15 protein-coding genes are annotated in these 17,482 nt (G+C 48.3%); 13 read left to right on the top strand and 2 right to left on the bottom strand.

Annotated elements, in window-relative coordinates; genetic code table 11:
• The first annotated feature begins 9 nt into the window (after positions 1–9).
• The 7 genes from recJ (at position 10) to NYE37_RS09435 (ending at position 6,975) form a co-directional block, all read left to right on the top strand.
• The gene (gene recJ / locus NYE37_RS09465; protein WP_049719916.1) at positions 10–2,430 is read left to right on the top strand and encodes a single-stranded-DNA-specific exonuclease RecJ; all 2,421 of its coding nucleotides are present in this window, start codon (positions 10–12) and stop codon (positions 2,428–2,430) included.
• Positions 2,369–2,884: an adenine phosphoribosyltransferase gene (locus tag NYE37_RS09460; protein WP_037993958.1), complete on the top strand. Its 516-nt coding sequence runs from the start codon at positions 2,369–2,371 to the stop codon at positions 2,882–2,884. Before recJ ends, NYE37_RS09460 begins: the two co-directional genes overlap by 62 nt.
• A gap of 209 nt (positions 2,885–3,093) precedes the next feature.
• Positions 3,094–3,222, top strand: coding sequence for a hypothetical protein (locus NYE37_RS09455; RefSeq protein WP_255347154.1), 129 nt, complete (start codon positions 3,094–3,096; stop codon positions 3,220–3,222).
• Between the two features lie 147 nt (positions 3,223–3,369).
• On the top strand, positions 3,370–4,020 hold the full coding sequence (locus tag NYE37_RS09450) for an FMN-dependent NADH-azoreductase (RefSeq protein ID WP_037993956.1): 651 nt from the start codon (positions 3,370–3,372) through the stop codon (positions 4,018–4,020).
• 90 nt (positions 4,021–4,110) lie between these two features.
• A complete protein-coding gene (locus tag NYE37_RS09445; RefSeq protein ID WP_037993953.1) occupies positions 4,111–4,743 on the top strand; it encodes an FMN-dependent NADH-azoreductase in 633 nt (210 codons plus the stop codon).
• Positions 4,744–5,140: 397 nt separating this feature from the next.
• Entirely contained in the window at positions 5,141–6,313 is a 1,173-nt protein-coding gene (locus tag NYE37_RS09440) for a homogentisate 1,2-dioxygenase (RefSeq protein WP_049719917.1), read from the top strand.
• The gene (locus tag NYE37_RS09435) at positions 6,313–6,975 is read left to right on the top strand and encodes a flavin reductase family protein (protein ID WP_049719918.1); all 663 of its coding nucleotides are present in this window, start codon (positions 6,313–6,315) and stop codon (positions 6,973–6,975) included. The genes NYE37_RS09440 and NYE37_RS09435 overlap by 1 nt, the downstream gene beginning before the upstream one ends.
• 37 nt (positions 6,976–7,012) lie before the next feature.
• On the opposite strand, the gene typA is transcribed toward NYE37_RS09435, so the two are convergent.
• Positions 7,013–8,830: a translational GTPase TypA gene (gene typA / locus NYE37_RS09430; protein WP_037993947.1), complete on the bottom strand. Its 1,818-nt coding sequence runs from the start codon at positions 8,828–8,830 to the stop codon at positions 7,013–7,015.
• A gap of 122 nt (positions 8,831–8,952) precedes the next feature.
• Between typA and NYE37_RS09425 the strand changes: the two genes are divergently transcribed.
• Both NYE37_RS09425 and NYE37_RS09420 read left to right on the top strand, forming a co-directional pair.
• The gene (locus NYE37_RS09425; RefSeq protein ID WP_049720036.1) at positions 8,953–10,686 is read left to right on the top strand and encodes an ABC transporter ATP-binding protein; all 1,734 of its coding nucleotides are present in this window, start codon (positions 8,953–8,955) and stop codon (positions 10,684–10,686) included.
• Positions 10,680–12,455 carry an ABC transporter ATP-binding protein gene (locus NYE37_RS09420; RefSeq protein WP_445330308.1) on the top strand — a complete coding sequence of 592 codons (1,776 nt, stop codon included), beginning with the start codon at positions 10,680–10,682 and terminating at the stop codon, positions 12,453–12,455. Before NYE37_RS09425 ends, NYE37_RS09420 begins: the two co-directional genes overlap by 7 nt.
• Position 12,456: 1 nt before the next feature.
• On the opposite strand, the gene NYE37_RS09415 is transcribed toward NYE37_RS09420, so the two are convergent.
• Complete coding sequence (locus tag NYE37_RS09415) at positions 12,457–12,648, bottom strand: H-type small acid-soluble spore protein (protein ID WP_037993944.1); 192 nt, start codon at positions 12,646–12,648, stop codon at positions 12,457–12,459.
• Between the two features lie 158 nt (positions 12,649–12,806).
• On the opposite strand from NYE37_RS09415, the gene NYE37_RS09410 reads away from it, so the two are divergent.
• The 4 genes from NYE37_RS09410 (at position 12,807) to zwf (ending at position 17,474) form a co-directional block, all read left to right on the top strand.
• Positions 12,807–14,129 carry an anti-phage deoxyguanosine triphosphatase gene (locus NYE37_RS09410; protein WP_340712053.1) on the top strand — a complete coding sequence of 441 codons (1,323 nt, stop codon included), beginning with the start codon at positions 12,807–12,809 and terminating at the stop codon, positions 14,127–14,129.
• Between the two features lie 104 nt (positions 14,130–14,233).
• A complete protein-coding gene (locus tag NYE37_RS09405) occupies positions 14,234–14,605 on the top strand; it encodes a hypothetical protein (protein WP_037993943.1) in 372 nt (123 codons plus the stop codon).
• Positions 14,606–14,733: 128 nt separating this feature from the next.
• The gene (locus tag NYE37_RS09400; protein ID WP_037993940.1) at positions 14,734–15,522 is read left to right on the top strand and encodes an amino acid ABC transporter substrate-binding protein; all 789 of its coding nucleotides are present in this window, start codon (positions 14,734–14,736) and stop codon (positions 15,520–15,522) included.
• Positions 15,523–15,935: 413 nt separating this feature from the next.
• The gene (gene zwf, locus NYE37_RS09395) at positions 15,936–17,474 is read left to right on the top strand and encodes a glucose-6-phosphate dehydrogenase (RefSeq protein ID WP_049719920.1); all 1,539 of its coding nucleotides are present in this window, start codon (positions 15,936–15,938) and stop codon (positions 17,472–17,474) included.
• Positions 17,475–17,482: the final 8 nt, after the last annotated feature.

Raw genomic sequence — 17,482 nt, 5'->3', positions numbered from 1 at the left:
TGTTCGGTCATGTTGCATGCAAGAGCAAGGTGGGATGTGGAGCCGGTGGATGAGGATTTAAGCGAAGCGATGTCTAAAGAACTGGACATTCATCCCATCATTTCAAAAATGCTGATTCGCCGGGGGGTCAAAGAGATCCCGGAGGCCCGCCGTTTTTTAAATCCTTCCCTTGCCGACCTGAATGATCCTTTCCTGCTGGATGGAATGGAAACCGCTGTCCAAAGAATTCGCCAGGCCCTCAGGGACAAAGAGCCGATACTGGTTTACGGGGATTATGATGTGGACGGCGTCAGCAGCACCTGTTTGATGCTGAAAACGCTCCGGCGGTTGGGGGCAACCGTGGATTACTATATTCCCCATCGTTTCCGGGAAGGATACGGGATCAATCAAGAGGCCTTAAAACAAGCCAAGGAGCGCGGTTTCCGTCTCGTTCTTTCAGTGGATACGGGGATTGCCGCGGTCAAGGAGGCGGCTTATGCCAAAGAGTTGGGATTGGATCTCATTATTACTGATCACCATGAACCCCAGGAAACGCTGCCGGATGCATTGGCGGTGATCAATCCGAAGAAGCCGGGATGCCCCTATCCTTTTAAAATGCTTGCCGGGGTCGGTGTCGCTTTCAAACTGGCCACAGCTTTGTTGCAAGAGGTGCCGGAAGAGTGGCTGGACATCGCTGCATTGGGAACCATTGCCGATCTGGTTCCGCTGGTTGAGGAAAATCGCATTTTGGCCTGTTACGGATTGAAGAGAATGAGCCAGACGGTTCATATTGGATTGAAGGCTTTGATTCAGGCTTGCGATATTGATCATGACGTGTCGGCTAGTCATGTGGGATACCTGCTCGGTCCCCGGATCAATGCATGCGGACGGTTGGACACAGCGGACACGGCGGTCCGTTTGCTGATGACGGAGGACCCGGAAGAAGCGGAATCCCTTGCGGGAGAACTGGATGCGCTCAATCGAAAACGGCAACAATTGGTGGATGAGATGACCCTGGAAGCAGTGGAAGAGATTGAGAAGAATCCGGACAAGCACAAGTATGTGATTGTCGTCGCCCGCCCGGGATGGAATGTGGGCGTGGTCGGCATTGTCGCGTCCCGGTTGGTCGAAAAATATTACCGGCCGGTTGTGGTGTTGGGAATCGACGAAGAAAAACAAACGGCCAAGGGATCGGCGAGAAGCATTCAAGGATTTCATTTGTTTCAAGCTTTGTCCGAGTGTAAAGAATGGTTGCCCGAATTTGGCGGACACGAAATGGCTGCGGGAATGACGCTGGAGGCCCGCAACATTTCCAAACTGCATGAGCGGCTTTCGTTGTTGGCGAAAGAACGGATCCGCCCGGAAGATTACGTGCCGCTCAAATGGGCGGAAGGAGAATTGGATGCCGAGCAAATCGGGGCAGACCTCATTGAACAGCTGGAGATCCTGGCTCCGTTTGGAGTGGGAAATCCACAGCCGCTGTTTATTGTAAAAGAAATGCCTGTCGCGCGGATTCAGCGCATGGGAAGGGAACAAGAACATGTCAAATTGTATTTGAACCGGAAGAACGGGATCTTAAGCGCGGTCGGTTTTCGCATGGGGGATCAGGCTGACGGGCTCACTCCCCACGGCCGGATCCGTTTGCTCGGTGAGCTGGAGATGAATGAATGGAACGGCCACAGAGCTCCCCAAATCATTATCCGGGATATGGAGGTCCGCCATCTGCAAGTGTTTGATTTCAGAAGCAACCGGAAAGAATGGTCGCAGCTTGCCGGATTGAACCCGGAAGAAATATGTTTTATCTGTTCCAACGGCTCAACGCTGTTTAAACAATTGTCCCAATCGACGAATCGAATCGTGGTGACATGGGAAGAGCTGATGGATAAAAAGCAACAGGAAAGCATGAAGCAAGCCAAACATCTGGTCTTGGCGGAATCGCCCCCGACATTGGAGGTGTTTCGTAACCGCTTGAAAGACGGACGGGAAGCGGAACGGATTTATGTCATGTTCGGGGATAAAGAGTTTGATCATTTGTTGCCGAAAACCCCTTCCCGTGAAGATTTTTCAAAGTTGTACCGGGTGATTGCAGGGAAAGGGAAGATCTCCCTGCGCAAATATATGTCTTCGCTGATGCGGGTGACAGGATTGCAAAAGCGTGTCATTTCTTTTATGATTCAAGTGTTTGAAGAATTAGGGTTTGTCAGCTTGGATCAGGAAGATTTGATCGTCCATGAAAACCCGGCCAAGAGGTCGCTGATGGAATCCAAAACATATCAACACCAAAGAGAACGGGAACGGGTTTTGGAGACACTGGTTTATTCAAGCTATAAAGATTTGTGCCGTTATTTGTTTGAAACGATTTCTTTTACACACATGGGAGGATATACAGATGGATTTCAAAGAAAAGATTCGAGTGATTCCAGACTTTCCGCAACCGGGGGTGCGGTTTAAAGATATCACCACGCTGTTAAAAGATGGAAAAGCTTACAAAGAAGCCATTGATCAGATTGCCCGCCAACTGGAAGGAAAAGAAATTGATCTCATTGTCGGGCCGGAGGCGAGGGGGTTTGTCATCGGTGCTCCTTTGGCATATGCCTTGGGAGTGGGATTTGTACCGGTGCGCAAGTCTGGAAAGTTGCCGTATGAAACGGTGGAAACCACATACAGCTTGGAATACGGAAAAGATGCGTTGGCAATGCACAAAGATGCCATTGTTCCAGGGCAAAAAGTATTGGTTGCCGATGATTTGCTGGCAACGGGCGGAACCATTTCCGCCACATTGGAATTGATTCAGCAATTGGGCGGAGATCCGGTGGGAGCGGCCTTTTTTGTGGAACTGGGTTATCTTGGCGGAAGAGATAAATTGAAAGGATTGGATATCATTTCATTGGTTCGCTATGACTAAAGCCGGTGGATCCCCCCCCGGTTAGACCCGGCCGTTTTTGCATGGCCATTTCACGCACATAGCAGATTTTGTCTGCATGTGCGTTTTTTTGTGCTTGTTTTGCAAGATTTAATAAAAAAACAGAATAATGTATTATAACAAACTGTTGCACAACAGAAACTGTTGTAATATAATATGTTCAAACACAACATTCGGATGGAGGGGTTTTCGTGGAGTCCCAACACGCTCCTGAACAACAAGAAGTCCGTTGCGAACAGTGCGGGGCCGTTTTGAAGCAGGAAGAGGAAGCCAGTCCGGAAGAACAGGTTCATTACTACTTGTTAAAATATTACGAATAAAACCAAAAAGCATTCACTTTTGATAAAAAAACCGGCGTTTTGCCGGCTTTTTTTATTTTTGTTGATGGTTTTATTCTAAAAGAATGGTATATTTGATGAGTACAGAAATGTTCCGTGCATTTTTTTAAGATTTGGGGGTTGTCATCCATGGCTACTCTGCTTTATATTACATCAAACCCGAAACAAGAATCGGAATCAGTGAGCTTGCAAATAGGCAGGGCGTTTTTGAATGCCTATGAGCTTTCCAATCCTTTTGATGAAATCATTAAATTGGATGTTTACCGGGATGAGATCCCGCTTTTGGATGTGGAAGTGTTTGATGCGTGGGCCAAAATGAAAGAGAGTGTTCCGCTTTCTTTGTCAGAAAGAAAAAAGCTGGCCAGAATCAATGAATTGGCCGACCAGTTTGTCATGGCCGACAAATATGTGTTTGTCACCCCGATGTGGAATTTCGGGGTGCCTCCCATGTTGAAAGCTTATATTGACCTCATTTGCATGGCCGGCAAAACCTTTCGTTATACCGAAGAAGGATCTGTCGGCTTGTTGGTGGGAAAAAAAGCGGTACATATCCAGGCGCGAGGGGGGATTTATTCACACGGGGCGATGAAAGCGATGGAATATGGAGACAGTTATTTGCGCATGGTGCTCGGTTTTATGGGGATTTATGATGTGAAATCGATCATTGCGGAAGGTACGGCCGATCCGTCTCAATACCAGGAGATTATCAATCAGGCCAAGCAATTGGCAAAGCGAACGGCAGTGGAATTCGCCAAACCAGTGGGCGAAGGCATGACCTGAGGAAGGAAATTTTTTTAAGTTGACTTGATTAATTATATATATTAAGCTTCTTACTAAAGGTTAGTTTATACAGAAGCAGGAGGAACAGCAGTGGCTAAAATTTTATACATCACAGCAAATCCGAAACCGGAAAACGAAGCCTTCAGCTTGCGCTTGGGAAAAGCGTTCTTGGAAAAAGTAAAAGAAATCAGTCCGGAAGATGAAATCATTGAATTGGATTTATACAAGGCTGACATTCCGTTTCTGGATGAGGATGTCTTTAGCGGATGGGGAAAATTGGCTCAAAATCAAAGCCTGACCCCCGAAGAAGAACAAAAAGTCAACCGGCTCAACGAATTGGTTGACCAATTTGTGGATGCGGACAAGTATGTGTTTGTCACCCCGATGTGGAACTTGTCCTTCCCACCGCGCTTGAAACTATATATTGATGCCATTTGCATGGCCGGAAAAACATTCAAATACACGGAAAACGGCTCGGTTGGTCTCCTTGAAGGGAGAAAAGCCGTTCATTTGCATGCACGCGGCGGCGTTTATTCCGAAGGTCCCGCCCGGGAATTGGAGTTTGCGGATCGCTACCTCCGTGCGATTTTGGGCTTTATCGGAATCACCGATGTTCAGTCTGTTGTTGCTGAAGGGATGGCAGCCAATCCGCAAGAAGCTGAGTCCATTTTTGCAAAAGCTGTGGAACAAGTGCCACAAGCAGCTGCTCGGTTTGTTGAGTGAGCCATTTGATTTTTGCGCCTTAAAAAGGCGCATTTTTTTTATGGAATGGTTGTTTCGCTTGTGGCAGGAACTTCGATCTGATCGGCGGTAAAAGGTTTTGTCGGATTTGAAAGAAAAATCATGCAACAGGCGATAAAAAACAAAAATCCCAACGACAAACCGGAAATAATCAGATCTTTATTCACATTTGAAAACCTGCCTTTAAAATGGTTTCTGTTTTATTTAGACTGATTTTACCCTGGCCGGGTTGCAACAAATATGAAAAAATTGTTGCGGTCCGTGTGTCCGCCGGAGGAGAATGAATTATCAGAATCATTGATTTAGACAAAAAACTAAATATTTTGTTAAAATAGAAATTGGATCTGACTATTATGCGAATGAATGGGGAGGCGAGGCCATGCCCTTTTATCATCATTTGGGACAATTGCCCCCAAAGCGGCATATTCAATTCCGCCAGCCTGACGGCAGTCTTTACCGGGAACAGGTGATGGGGACCAAAGGATTTTCCGGGATCCAATCCATTTTGTATCATATTCATCCTCCGACACAGGTGAGTGAAGCCAAGTGGATCCGCCCGTGGTCGATTCCGGTGGAGGAAGAAGGTGCCCAACGGCACCGGCATTTTATCACTTTTCAAACCAAAGCGGGAAAAGACCCCGTGGAAGGGCGCGTGTATTGGCTGGTCAATGAGGATGTGGCGATTGCCACGGTTCGGCCAGTGGAAGAGATGAATTATTTTTTTCGCAACAGTGACGGCGATGAAATCCTTTTTGTGCATGAAGGTGAAGGGGTGCTGGAGACGGTTTTCGGCGACCTTCCGTATTCCCCGGGGGATTACCTGGTCATTCCGGTCGGCACCACCTGGCGACTCAACATGAAAGATCAAAACCAGCGTTTTTTGGTGATCGAATCCACCGGGGAAATCACGACCCCCCGCCGCTATCGGAATGAGTTTGGCCAATTGTTGGAACACAGTCCGTTTTGCGAAAGGGACATACGGGTGCCGGAGACGTTGAACCCCCGGGATGAAAAAGGGGAATTTGAAGTCCGGGTCAAGGTGCGCGGCGGGCTTCATGCCTATATTTATGATTTTCACCCGTTTGACGTGATCGGATGGGACGGCTATTTGTATCCATGGGCCTTCAGTATTCATGATTTTGAGCCGATCACCGGCTCCATCCATCAGCCGCCGCCGGTCCATCAAACGTTTGCCGGCACCAACTTTGTGGTTTGTTCCTTTGTCCCGCGCATGTATGATTATCATCCGCTGGCGATCCCGGCTCCTTATTATCACAGCAATGTCCACAGCGATGAGGTGCTGTATTATGTGAAAGGAAATTTCATGAGCCGGCGCGGCATCCATGAAGGTTCCCTGACGTTGCATCCTTGCGGTTTGCCTCACGGTCCGCATCCCAATAAAGCCGAGGAAAGCATCGGAAAAGATAGAACGGAAGAGTTGGCGGTGATGATTGACACATTCCGGCCGCTGAAAGTAACCAAGGCAGCCTTGGACATGGAAGACCGGCAATATATGTACAGTTGGCTGCCGGAATCAAAAGGGGGAGAATGATGCAGCTGGATCCTGGGCGGTTGAGTCAAAAGGAAAATTATAAATGGTTGATCGGAACGGTGTTGCCCCGTCCCATCGCCTTTGTGACGTCCATCAGTGCCTCCGGGGTTGTGAATGCGGCCCCGTTCAGTTTTTTTAATGTGGTGGCCACCGAACCTCCGATGGTGGGGTTTGCTTGTATGCGCAAGCCGGACGGGGAAATGAAAGACACGGCGAAAAATATCATCGGTCAACGGGAGTTTGTTGTTCACACCGTAAGCGAGGAAAATGTGGCTTTGGTGAATGAAACCGCAGTAGACTTTCCGCCGGATCAAAGTGAAGCGGAAAAAGTCGGGCTTCATTTGCTCCCGGCGACCGTGGTTCGCGTTCCCCGGATTCAAGAGGCAAAAATTCACATGGAATGCAGATTGCACTGCCATTTGCCGATCGGGGGAAACGGGCGGCATCCCAATGCGGATTTTCTGATCGGGGAAGTGGTTTGGGTGCATCTGGATGAAGGGCTGTATGATCAAGGGAAAGTGGACACCGGTGCACTGAAACCGGTGGGGCGGATGGCAGGAAGGACATACGTGAAAGGGGGAGACATGTTTTCCATGCCCCGGCTTTCCTATGATCAGTGGCTGTTAAAACACAAAAAAGCCGGGGCGAATAACCCCGGCTGACTGCGAACGGATTGGGCCGGACAGTTATGGTCCGGATTCATTTCTTGTGTTTGCGGGCCCGGTCCCGTTCGTTTTTCTTCAATAATTTTTTGCGCAAGCGGAATGTTTTGGGAGTGATCTCCAAAAGTTCATCCTCTTTCATGATTTCAAGTGCATCATCGATGGAGAGTTGGCGCGGCGTGTCCAGACGGAGCGCTTCTTCCGCGGTGGCGCGCCGGATGCTGGTCAAATGTTTTTTCTTGCATACATTGACTTCCAGATCTGTTTCGCGGATATGTTGCCCCACAACCATTCCTTCATAAACTTCCGTGCCGGGAGTGATGTAAAGCTGTCCGCGTTCCTGGGCGGCATGAAGGGCATAGGTGGTGGCTGTTCCCGATTCCCAGGCGATCAGGGAGCCGTGATCATATGCCTCGATGTCTCCGGCATAAGGTTCATAACCATGAAACATCGTATTGATCATCGCTTCCCCGTGCGTCGCCGTTAAAAGTTGCAACCGGAAGCCGAGCAGTCCCCGTGACGGGACTTTGTATGTGAAACGGATGTTTCTGCTGTCCAACACCACCATATCCTGCAATTGTCCTTTTCGTTTACCGAGCAATTCCACGACGGCTCCTTGTTGCTCCGAGCTGGTTTCAATTTCTACGATCTCATAAGGTTCCAGCTTGATTCCGTTCTCTTCTTTCAGGATCACTTCCGGCTTGCTCACTTGGAATTCATAACCTTCCCGGCGCATGTTTTCGATCAAAATGCTTAAATGAAGTTCACCTCTGCCGGATACCAGGAAGTGATCCGCCGAATCCGTCTCTTCAACACGTAATGCCACATCTCTTTCCGTTTCACGCATCAGGCGCTCACGAATTTTTCGCGATGTGAGAAATTCACCGTCTTGTCCGGCGAAGGGACTGGTGTTGATCCCGATCATCATGCGCAAAGTGGGTTCCTCCACTTTGATGGGGGAAAGCGGTTCCGGATGATCCGGATCGGTGAGCGTGTCCCCGATTCCGACTTCACCAAGGCCGGTGATGGCAATGATGTCTCCGGCACTGGCCCGTTGGACTTCCATGCGGTTTAATCCTTGGTGTGTGAAAACTTGTCCTGCTTTCACGGTGCGTTTTTCGCCGTTTTGCGGAAGCAAGGCAAGGGTTTGGTTCTTTTGTATGGTTCCCCGGTTTAAGCGGCCGATGACAATCTGCCCTTTGTAATCGTCATAATCCAGCAAAGTGGCTTGTATCTGTGCAGGCCCGTCCGGATCGGCCACAGGAGCCGGAAGTTGCTCGATGATGGTGTCCAGAAGCGGCTCCATGGTCGGTTTCAGTTCCTCCGGAGAAAAACCGGAGGAACCGGTCAGGCCGCTCGCGTACACAATGGGGAAATCACATTGTTCTTCCGAGGCCCCCAAGTCGATAAACAGGTCAAATGTCTGGTTGATCACTTCTTCCGGTCGGGCGCTTGGACGATCGATTTTATTGACGACCACAATGGCTTTGTGTCCGCGTTCCAGCGCTTTTTTTAACACAAACTTGGTTTGCGGCATGGGTCCTTCAGTGGCATCCACAAGCAGCAGAACGCCGTCGACCATATTCATCACCCGTTCCACTTCTCCACCGAAGTCGGCGTGGCCGGGGGTGTCGACAATATTGATTTTGATGTCTTTATAATGAATGGCTGTATTTTTAGACAAGATGGTGATTCCGCGTTCCCGTTCCAAGTCGTTGGAGTCCATGACCCGTTCTTCGACTTGTTCGTTTTCCCGGAAGATATGGCTTTGTCTTAACATGGCATCCACAAGCGTTGTTTTTCCATGATCCACATGAGCAATGATCGCGATGTTTCGAATGTTTTCCGGTTTCATTCTGTTGTGGGGTCACACGGACCCCAACCCCCTTTTCCTTTAACTTGAAAAATATTTACAAACGAAATCGTATCACAGGATATGATTTCGCGCCAGCAGGATGATGGAGGGTGTGGAGAGGATTGGATCGGTATCAATACTTGAAATGGTTTTTTCTAAGGGAAAAAAAGAGCTATTTGCTGGGAATTGTCGCACTGCTTTTGATTGCGTTGATACAATTATTCCCGCCATATGCCGTGAAGGAAGTCGTGGACTTGATGGCAAGCCGCACACTGACTGTCCGGGATTTGTGGTTTTGGACGGGATTGTGCCTTCTGGCCGCGCTCATCCGGTATGTGCTCGGATATGTATGGCGGATCGCGTTGTATGGCGCGGCAAACCGGCTGGGGAAATGGCTCCGGAATCAAATTTTTGTCCATTACACCCGGATGTCGCCGTCGTTTTTTCACCGGTGGCGAACAGGGGATTTGATGGCCCATGCCACCAATGATATTCAAGCCATTGTCGCAACCGCCGGGGATGGGGTTTTAACACTGGTTGATTCATTGATCACCGGCGGACTGGTGGTCTTGACGATGTTTTTCTTTATTGATGAGTCGTTGACGGTAGTGGCGTTATTGCCGATGCCGGTGATTGCCTGGACGACACGGAAATACGGGAAAATGATGAACCGCCGGTTCCGGGACGCGCAGGAGGCCTTTTCAAGGATGAATGGCAAGGCGCAGGAAAACATTTCCGGTGTGCGGATGGTCAAAGCGTTTGGCATGGAGGAAGCGGAGAAAGAAGCGTTCAGCCGGATTACCGGTGAAGTGGCAGACAAAAACATCGCTGTGGCGAGAGTGCATGCTTTGTTTGATCCGACCATCATGTTGTCCACAGGTTTTTCTTTTTTGTTCAGTATAGCTTACGGGTCTTATCTGGTTGCCGGAGAAAGCCTCACGATCGGCCAGCTCACTCAATTCACCATCTATCTGGGGCAATTGGTCTGGCCGATGCTGGCTTTTGGCTTTCTCATCAATATGGTGGAGCGGGGAAGAGCTTCTTATGACCGTGTGATAAAGCTTTTGGAGGAAGAATCGGATGTAAAAGACGGACCGGAGCCCGAGCGGGAGATTCCGGACGGAGACATCATCATCCGGGTAAACCGGTTCCATTATCCCAGACAAAAAACGCCGGCTTTAAAAGATATTCATCTTTCCATCGGCTGCGGGCAAACGATCGGAATCACAGGGAAGACCGGGAGCGGGAAAACCACCCTCATCCGGTTGTTGTTGCGGGAATTTGATGTGACCGATGGGGAAATCTTGTTTGGTTCCTTCCCGGTCGAGCGGGTGTCGCCGGCATCGCTGAGGAAAAAAATGGGTTATGTTCCGCAAGAACATATTTTGTTTACCGGAACCGTTTATGAAAATATTGCTTTTGCCAAACCGGACGCGAAGCCGGAGGAAGTGGAAAAGGCGGCCAAAATCGCGTCCATTCATCAGGATGTTTTGAATTTTCCCGATGGTTATGAAACGATCGTCGGCGAACGGGGCGTTGCTTTGTCAGGGGGGCAAAAACAGCGGATTTCCCTGGCCCGGGCACTGATCACCGACCCGGATGTCTTGATTTTGGATGACGCTTTGTCAGCCGTGGATGCACGGACGGAATACAACATCTTGAAACAGCTTGCCGAAAACCGGAAGAACAAAACCACGTTGATCATTGCCCATCGGATCAGTGCGATCGAATCCGCCGATTGGATTATCGTGTTGGATCAGGGGCAAATCATCGAACGGGGAGATCACACGTCTTTGATGAGAAAAAACGGTTGGTACCGGCATATGTACGAGCGGCAACAACTGGAATTGTGGTGAATGTGGGGAGGAATGAATGGATTGTGGTGTTCCAACGCCTTTTGCGATATTTGAAACCTTATCAAAAGCGGTTTTGGCTGGCATTTGCGGCCTTGTTGGCCGGGTCGGGCGCCGAAGTGACCGTGCCGCTTCTGGTCAGCCATTATCTTAACGAATACCTGGTTCCCGGGCGGTTTGACCTTGCCGTCTTAAGTGTTTACGGATTGGGAATCCTTGTCTTGCAAAGTGTTGCGGCAGGACTCAACTACTACCAGATGCTTTCTTTTCATACTGTGGCACAATGGGTGGTAAGATCGTTGCGTGAGGATGTGTTTTTGCATGTCCAGCGATTGGGGCTCCGGTTTTTTGATCAGGTGCCGGGAGGGTCTCTGGTTTCCCGGATCACCAATGACACGGAGGCCGTGAAAGATTTTTATGTGCATGTTTTGTCTTCTTTTTTGCAAAACACGGTGTTTATTCTTTTTGTTTTTGCCGGGATGTTCTGGCTCGATGTCACCTTGGCTTCATGGTTGATGATCGTGCTTCCCGTTGTTTTTTGGCTGATGAAAAAATATCGTGATTTCAGTTTGCCGGCTTACCGCGATTTAAGACATCAGCTGAGCCGGATGAATGCCAAATTGAATGATTCCATCACGGGGATGAACATCATCCAGGCTTTTTTGCAAGAGCGGCGTTTTATCAAGGAATTTTCCCGGGTCAATGATTTGCATTACCGGTCCGGAATGAGAAACATCCGGTTCTTCGCTTTGATGTTGCGGCCTGCGACACAGTTTTTGTCCATCGCCGCAACGGTTGCCGTGTTGTTGTATTTCGGCTTTGTCTCCCGGGACGGAGCGGTTCAATTGGGGATCTTATATGGATTCCTTAATTTGATTGAAAGAATCTTCGAACCGGTCAATGAAATCATGATGCGTTTGTCCCCTTTGCAGCAATCGCTCACGGCGGCGGAAAGAGTTTTTGAATTGATGGATCAGAAAGAATTTGCCCCGGGAAAAGAGGGGGATCACTCACCCGAAATCAAAAAAGGGCACATCCGGTTTGAAAATGTTTCCTTCTCTTACGATGGAAAGACGGATGTGCTGAAAAATATCACTTTTGAAGTCAAACCCGGGCAAACCGTCGCGTTGGTGGGGCATACAGGAAGCGGAAAAAGTTCGATCATTCATTTGCTGATGCGTTTTTATCCGGTGAAACGCGGAGAGATTTTTATTGACGGGGTGCCGCTTCGCTTTTATGACAACGGGGAATTGCGCCAAAAGATCGGTTTGGTGATGCAGGAGCCGTTTTTGTTTGCGGGGGATGTGACCGGCAACATCCGCCTGCATCATCCGATGAATGAAGAGCAAGTGAAAAAAGCTGCCCGGTTTGTCCAAGCGGATGCCTTTATTGAAAAATTGCCACGGGCCTGGGAAGAGCCGGTTGTCGAGCGGGGAGCCACTCTGTCCGGCGGACAGCGGCAGTTGATTTCTTTTGCCCGTACCATGGCGATCGAACCGAAAATCCTGTTGCTGGATGAAGCCACCGCCCATGTGGATACTGAGACGGAAGAAGCGATTCAAACGGCGCTGAAAAATATGCGCCGGGACCGGACGACACTGGTCATTGCGCACCGGTTGTCGACCGTCCAGGACGCGGATTTGATTTTGGTTTTACATCAGGGGGAAATTGTGGAGCGGGGAACACATCAGGAATTAATGGAAAGGAAGGGGTTATACCGGAAAATGTACCGCTTGCAGAAGGGAGGCTCCTCTTTCTTACGGCCCCGGTAGATCAGTGCACTTCTTTTTTCTCTTCCAGATCCCAAACCGGGATCTTTTTTACATCATCGGGATTGGTTTCGGAATGAACCTGTGCTTTTTCAGCGCTTTCGTCCACCATGTCAATCCAGACCGGTTCTCCTTGGTACAAGACCGTGATTTTCTCCGGTGATTGCAAAATCTGTTTTGCGCGTTCGATTTCCATGTCCATCGCTCCTTTTTTAAGGTTCTGCTTTTATCATGTTTGGAAAAATGGAAAACTATACAAAAAGAAAATTGATGACGCGCGAAGGGATTTGGCAAAAAACCAAGAAATGTTAAAAGCGTTTGTAAAGAAAGAACGGATGGATAAGGGTGGAGCGTATGTTGATTGTTCGTCCGAAAGAAAACCAATTGTATCTGCCTGAAGACATGGAGCGGCGGAAAGCTTCCAGCCCAAGAAATTTCAAAGATGTACGGGATGATTTTGAGAAAGATTACGGACGGATTGTGCACAGTGCGGCGTTTCGCCGTCTTCAGTCCAAAACCCAGGTGTTTTGGCAAAGTGCAGGGGATTTTCACCGGACCCGTTTGACGCATTCCATGGAAGTCGCCCAAATCGCCCGGGGCATAGGCATTTATCTGAACAAGCACTCCCCTTTTTTTTCGGAAAATCAGGCGCTGGATATTTCATTGTTGGAAGCGGCGGCATTGGCCCATGATTTGGGACATCCCCCCTTCGGCCATCGCGGGGAAGAAGTGTTGCATGAATGTATGTCGGACTATGGCGGGTTTGAAGGCAATGCGCAGACATTCCGGATTTTAACGAGGCTGGAAGGGGAATCGCATGCCGGCGGATTAAATTTGACACGCGCGTTGCTGTTGTCCGTGATGAAATACCCGATCTTTCTGGATACCGCCATGAAGCAAAAACGGGATCGGGATGAGCCGTCTCTTCCACCGAAAGCCAGCATGTTTCGCTGTGATCAGGAAGCGTTTGAATGGGTTGTGTCGTCCCTGAGCGAAGAAGAAAAGGCTTATCTGATGAAGACCGGAGATGCCAACCGCCGCCTGACCGTTCATCAAACGCTGGAGTGCTCGATCATCGACTTGGCGGATGATATAGCTTACGGCACGCACGATGCAGAAGATGCCGTTCATCTGGGATTTATCCGGTTGGCACAGTTGAAAGAGCTGTTGATGCCTTTTGGTGAAAACCCTGTTTATCAAGAGTTGCAAAAAGCATGTATGATTCTGGACCGGACGGATCCGGAAGATCCCCAGTTGAAATACCGGTTAAAAAAAGTGTTTTCCGGATTGATTTCCACGCTGATCACCCACGTCAAAGTGAAAAAGAACGATCTGAATGTCCGGTCGCCGCGATTGAAATATTCGGTGATGTTGCCGGATGATTTGCGGGATTTGTTGGACCGGTTAAAAGAATTGGTATCCGAGAAGGTGATTTTCTCCCAACGGGTTCAAACCATTGCATGGAAGGGGCAACAAATCATCCGTTCTTTGTTTCAGGCATTATTGTCGGAAGAGCGGTTGTTGACCGAACATGACCGGATGCTGTTAAACCAGGCTTCCACGGAAGCAGAGCGGGCTCGCGTAATCTGTGATTATATTGCCGGAATGACAGATTCGTTTGCGATGCGGATGTATGGCCGGTTGTACGGGTTGAGTCGCAATTTTTTTGATTTTTGATCATCCGTCATTGCAGGATGGTGAAAATTGGTGATATAGTAGACGTGATTTTGTCTGGCTGTCCAGGCTCTTCAACGGTTTCTGCAAGAAACAGGGGTGGTGACATGATCTTTAACGTGAAACCGTGCTCCCGTGAATGCAATCCATCCAATGAATTGGGAGAAATTTTGATCGGCATTGATGAGAGTGTCCGCCAGTTGAATGAAGTTTCGGAGTTGTACCGGAAAACGGCACAAATACGCAAGGTTCAACGGAAAGTGGAATGGATGTTGGACCAAGTTCAAAAAAGAGAATGGGAAGGCATTCATCCCCAATTGGAAGAGTTGGTGTATTACTTGGAACTATGTTGTTTCAGCTGGCTGAACATGACGGGTGAATCCTTCCAAACTTACTTGGAAGAAGTGAATCAGCGGTACCGCAAGTTGCTGTGGAGACTGATGACGTTTCACCGGCAACAGAAGAAAAACGATGATTGACAGGAAAATTTTATGTTGTTTCGTTGTATAATCACTCCTTGACAAGGGGATCGATAGTAAGTAGCATAAAATTGCTTTATCCGTTAAAATAGATCGAAAAACTTGTGTTTTGATAGGAGAGACGCTCTGTGAAGTGGTTCAGACATGGTTTGGTTTACTTGCTTGGATTGATGGTTCTTGTGCAACTGACCGGGTGCAGTGTGCAAACCGACAGGGACATGCTGAGTCAGATTAAAGAGAGGGGATCCATCCGGATAGGAACGGAAGGGACTTATAAGCCTTTTAGTTTTCATGATCCTAAAACCAATCAGTTAACCGGTTTTGATGTGGAAGTGGCACAGGAAGTGGCCAAAAGGCTCGGTGTGAAAGCGGAATTTGTGGAAATTCCGTGGGACGGGCTGTTGACCAGTCTGCAAACCGGAAAAATCGATATGGTGGCCAACCAAGTGGGGATTAAACCCGAGCGGCAGGAGAAATTTGATTTCAGCAAACCGTATACCGTTTCATATGCACAGCTGGTGGTGCATCAGGATAATCAAACCATCCGCACGATTGAAGATATCAAAGGAAAAAAAGCCGGGCAAACCCCGACAAGCAACTATGGAAAGATGGCGGAAGAGCATGGCGCTCAAATCGTGGCTTATGAAGATATGATGGGGGCGATGCAGGATGTGGCCGCCAAGCGCATCGATCTCTCCCTCAATGATAAACTGGCGATTGCGGAAATGTTGAAAACGAATGATCTGCCATTGAAAGTCATTGACATCCAAAGTGACCGGGCCGAATCGGCATTCCCGGTGCAAAAAGGCAATGAAGAATTGGTAAAGGCCATCAACAAATCTTTGGATGAAATGGAAAAAGACGGAACGCTGGCGAAAATATCCGAAAAATGGTTTGGCACCGATGTGACCAAATAATGAGAAGAAAGCCCTTTCCTGATAAAGGAAAGGGCTTTTTGTGAAGCGAAACGCCGTCCCGGCAGAAAAAGGGAAACAGGATTATTAAAAAGAGTCAAATGAAGAAAAATTTAAATGAAAAAAGAAAAAACACGCGCATCATGGATCGTACAGGACGGTTGCATTCAGGGGGGCATGCAAGGGAGGTGAAGGATGACGGGGTGAAAACAGGAAAGAAGGATTCTTTTATATATTTTTTCTGTAATCAAAAAAACAAGGAGAAAGAATGTTGAGAATTATATGCTTTTCGTTCTTTGAATCCATTGGTTGATGACATTTGTTAGAATTTAAGATACGTGTTTCAGAATGACTTGATCACATGAAACACATATTAAGGATGAATGTTGGTTTCTGGTTGAAAGGAAGGGAGTAGAATGACTTCAAATAGATCTGTCGGTTCTTTTTCTTTGGTGATTTTCGGAGCGACGGGTGATTTGGCGAAACGGAAATTGTTTCCGGCATTATTCAGCTTATATAAAAGAGAGCAATTGCCGGAGGACTTTCAGGTGATCGGAATCGGCCGTTCGATCCGAAACGTCGGGGATTTTCACCAAGCGGTAAAAGATTCGGTTCATTCGTTTGGAAGAATCAAAGCCGAAAATGAAGAGGAATGGTCCCGTTTTATAAGGCACTTCCAATTTGTCACTTCCAGTGTCGACGATCCGGCTGGCTATCAACAAATGAAGGCATTGATTGATGAAAAGGAAAAAGCTTGGCAAGGGGCCGGAAATGGAAATCGCTTGTTCTATCTGGCGATTGCACCGGATTTATACGGTACGGTTTCCTCTCATTTGAAGGAATCCGGATTGACCCGGACCAACGGATGGAAACGAATCATCATCGAAAAGCCGATCGGGCACGATTATGAATCGGCAAAACAGTTGAATGAGCAGATCAAAAAAGCCTTTACCGAAGAGGAAATTTACCGGATTGACCATTACTTGGGCAAGGAAATGGTGCAAAACATCGAAGTGTTGCGGTTTGCCAATTCTTTGTTTGAACCGATCTGGAATCATCAATACATTGAATCCGTACAAATCACGGCCAGTGAAACGGTGGGCGTTGAGCAGCGGGCCGGTTATTACGATCAAGCCGGTGCGTTGAGGGACATGGTGCAAAATCATATGCTGCAGATGCTGATGATGGTCTGCATGGAACCGCCCAGCCGGTTGAAAACGGAAGCGATTCATGATGAGAAAATCAAAGTGTTGCGCTCGCTCAGACGTTACGATCAAGAGGAAGTGGGAAAATATTTTGTGCGGGCTCAATACCAAGAAGGGGCCATGGGGGAAAAACCGGTGCCCGCGTACCGGGATGAAAAAGACATCGATCCCCGTTCCATGACGGAAACATTTGTCGCTGCCAAACTTTTTGTGGATAATTTACGTTGGGCCGGTGTTCCTTTTTATATCCGGACCGGCAAGCGCATGACGGAAAAAGTGACGCAAATTGTGATTCAATTTAAGGAAATGCCCCGGATTTATTTCAACAGGCAAAATAATTTGCGTCCCAATCTGCTTGTCATCAGCATCCATCCCGAAGAAAGCGTCAAATTGGTGCTAAACGCCAAAAAAGCCGGATCCGACCATCAAATTGTGCCCGTTGCATTGGATTTTTGCCATAACTGTGAACAGCGTACGCCGGAAGCATACGAATCATTGATCTATGATGCGATTGTCGGGGATCAGACCTTCTTTACGCATTGGGAAGAAGTGGCGCTGTCATGGAAGTTTATTGATCCGGTGCAACAAGCCTGGACACAGGAACAAGATTCCCTCCATTTTTACAAAAGTGGGACCTGGGGCCCGCAAGCAGCGCATGATTTGTTGGCGGAAGAAGGACACCATTGGTGGCCGCCCATCCTTCAAAACGATCCTCAGGTGGTCACGGCCGATGAATTGAAAACTACATAACAAGGGAG

This window comes from Thermoactinomyces sp. FSL K6-2592, from assembly GCF_038006465.1.
Lineage (GTDB): Bacteria > Bacillota > Bacilli > Thermoactinomycetales > Thermoactinomycetaceae > Thermoactinomyces > Thermoactinomyces vulgaris.
Note: the sequence above shows the minus strand (reverse complement) of the source record. Positions and strands in the feature narration are given on the sequence as shown.

Excerpts from the sequence above, each read along its gene's own strand:
- typA (WP_037993947.1), bottom strand. The coding sequence starts at position 8,830 with ATGAAACCGGAAAACATTCGAAACATCGCGATCATTGCTCATGTGGAT.
- NYE37_RS09415 (WP_037993944.1), bottom strand. The coding sequence starts at position 12,648 with ATGGAAATCGAACGCGCAAAACAGATTTTGCAATCACCGGAGAAAATC.
- NYE37_RS09450 (WP_037993956.1), top strand. The coding sequence starts at position 3,370 with ATGGCTACTCTGCTTTATATTACATCAAACCCGAAACAAGAATCGGAA.
- zwf (WP_049719920.1), top strand. The coding sequence starts at position 15,936 with ATGACTTCAAATAGATCTGTCGGTTCTTTTTCTTTGGTGATTTTCGGA.
- NYE37_RS09405 (WP_037993943.1), top strand. The coding sequence starts at position 14,234 with ATGATCTTTAACGTGAAACCGTGCTCCCGTGAATGCAATCCATCCAAT.
- NYE37_RS09460 (WP_037993958.1), top strand. The coding sequence starts at position 2,369 with ATGGATTTCAAAGAAAAGATTCGAGTGATTCCAGACTTTCCGCAACCG.
- recJ (WP_049719916.1), top strand. The coding sequence starts at position 10 with ATGTTGCATGCAAGAGCAAGGTGGGATGTGGAGCCGGTGGATGAGGAT.
- NYE37_RS09410 (WP_340712053.1), top strand. The coding sequence starts at position 12,807 with ATGTTGATTGTTCGTCCGAAAGAAAACCAATTGTATCTGCCTGAAGAC.
- NYE37_RS09440 (WP_049719917.1), top strand. The coding sequence starts at position 5,141 with ATGCCCTTTTATCATCATTTGGGACAATTGCCCCCAAAGCGGCATATT.
- NYE37_RS09435 (WP_049719918.1), top strand. The coding sequence starts at position 6,313 with ATGCAGCTGGATCCTGGGCGGTTGAGTCAAAAGGAAAATTATAAATGG.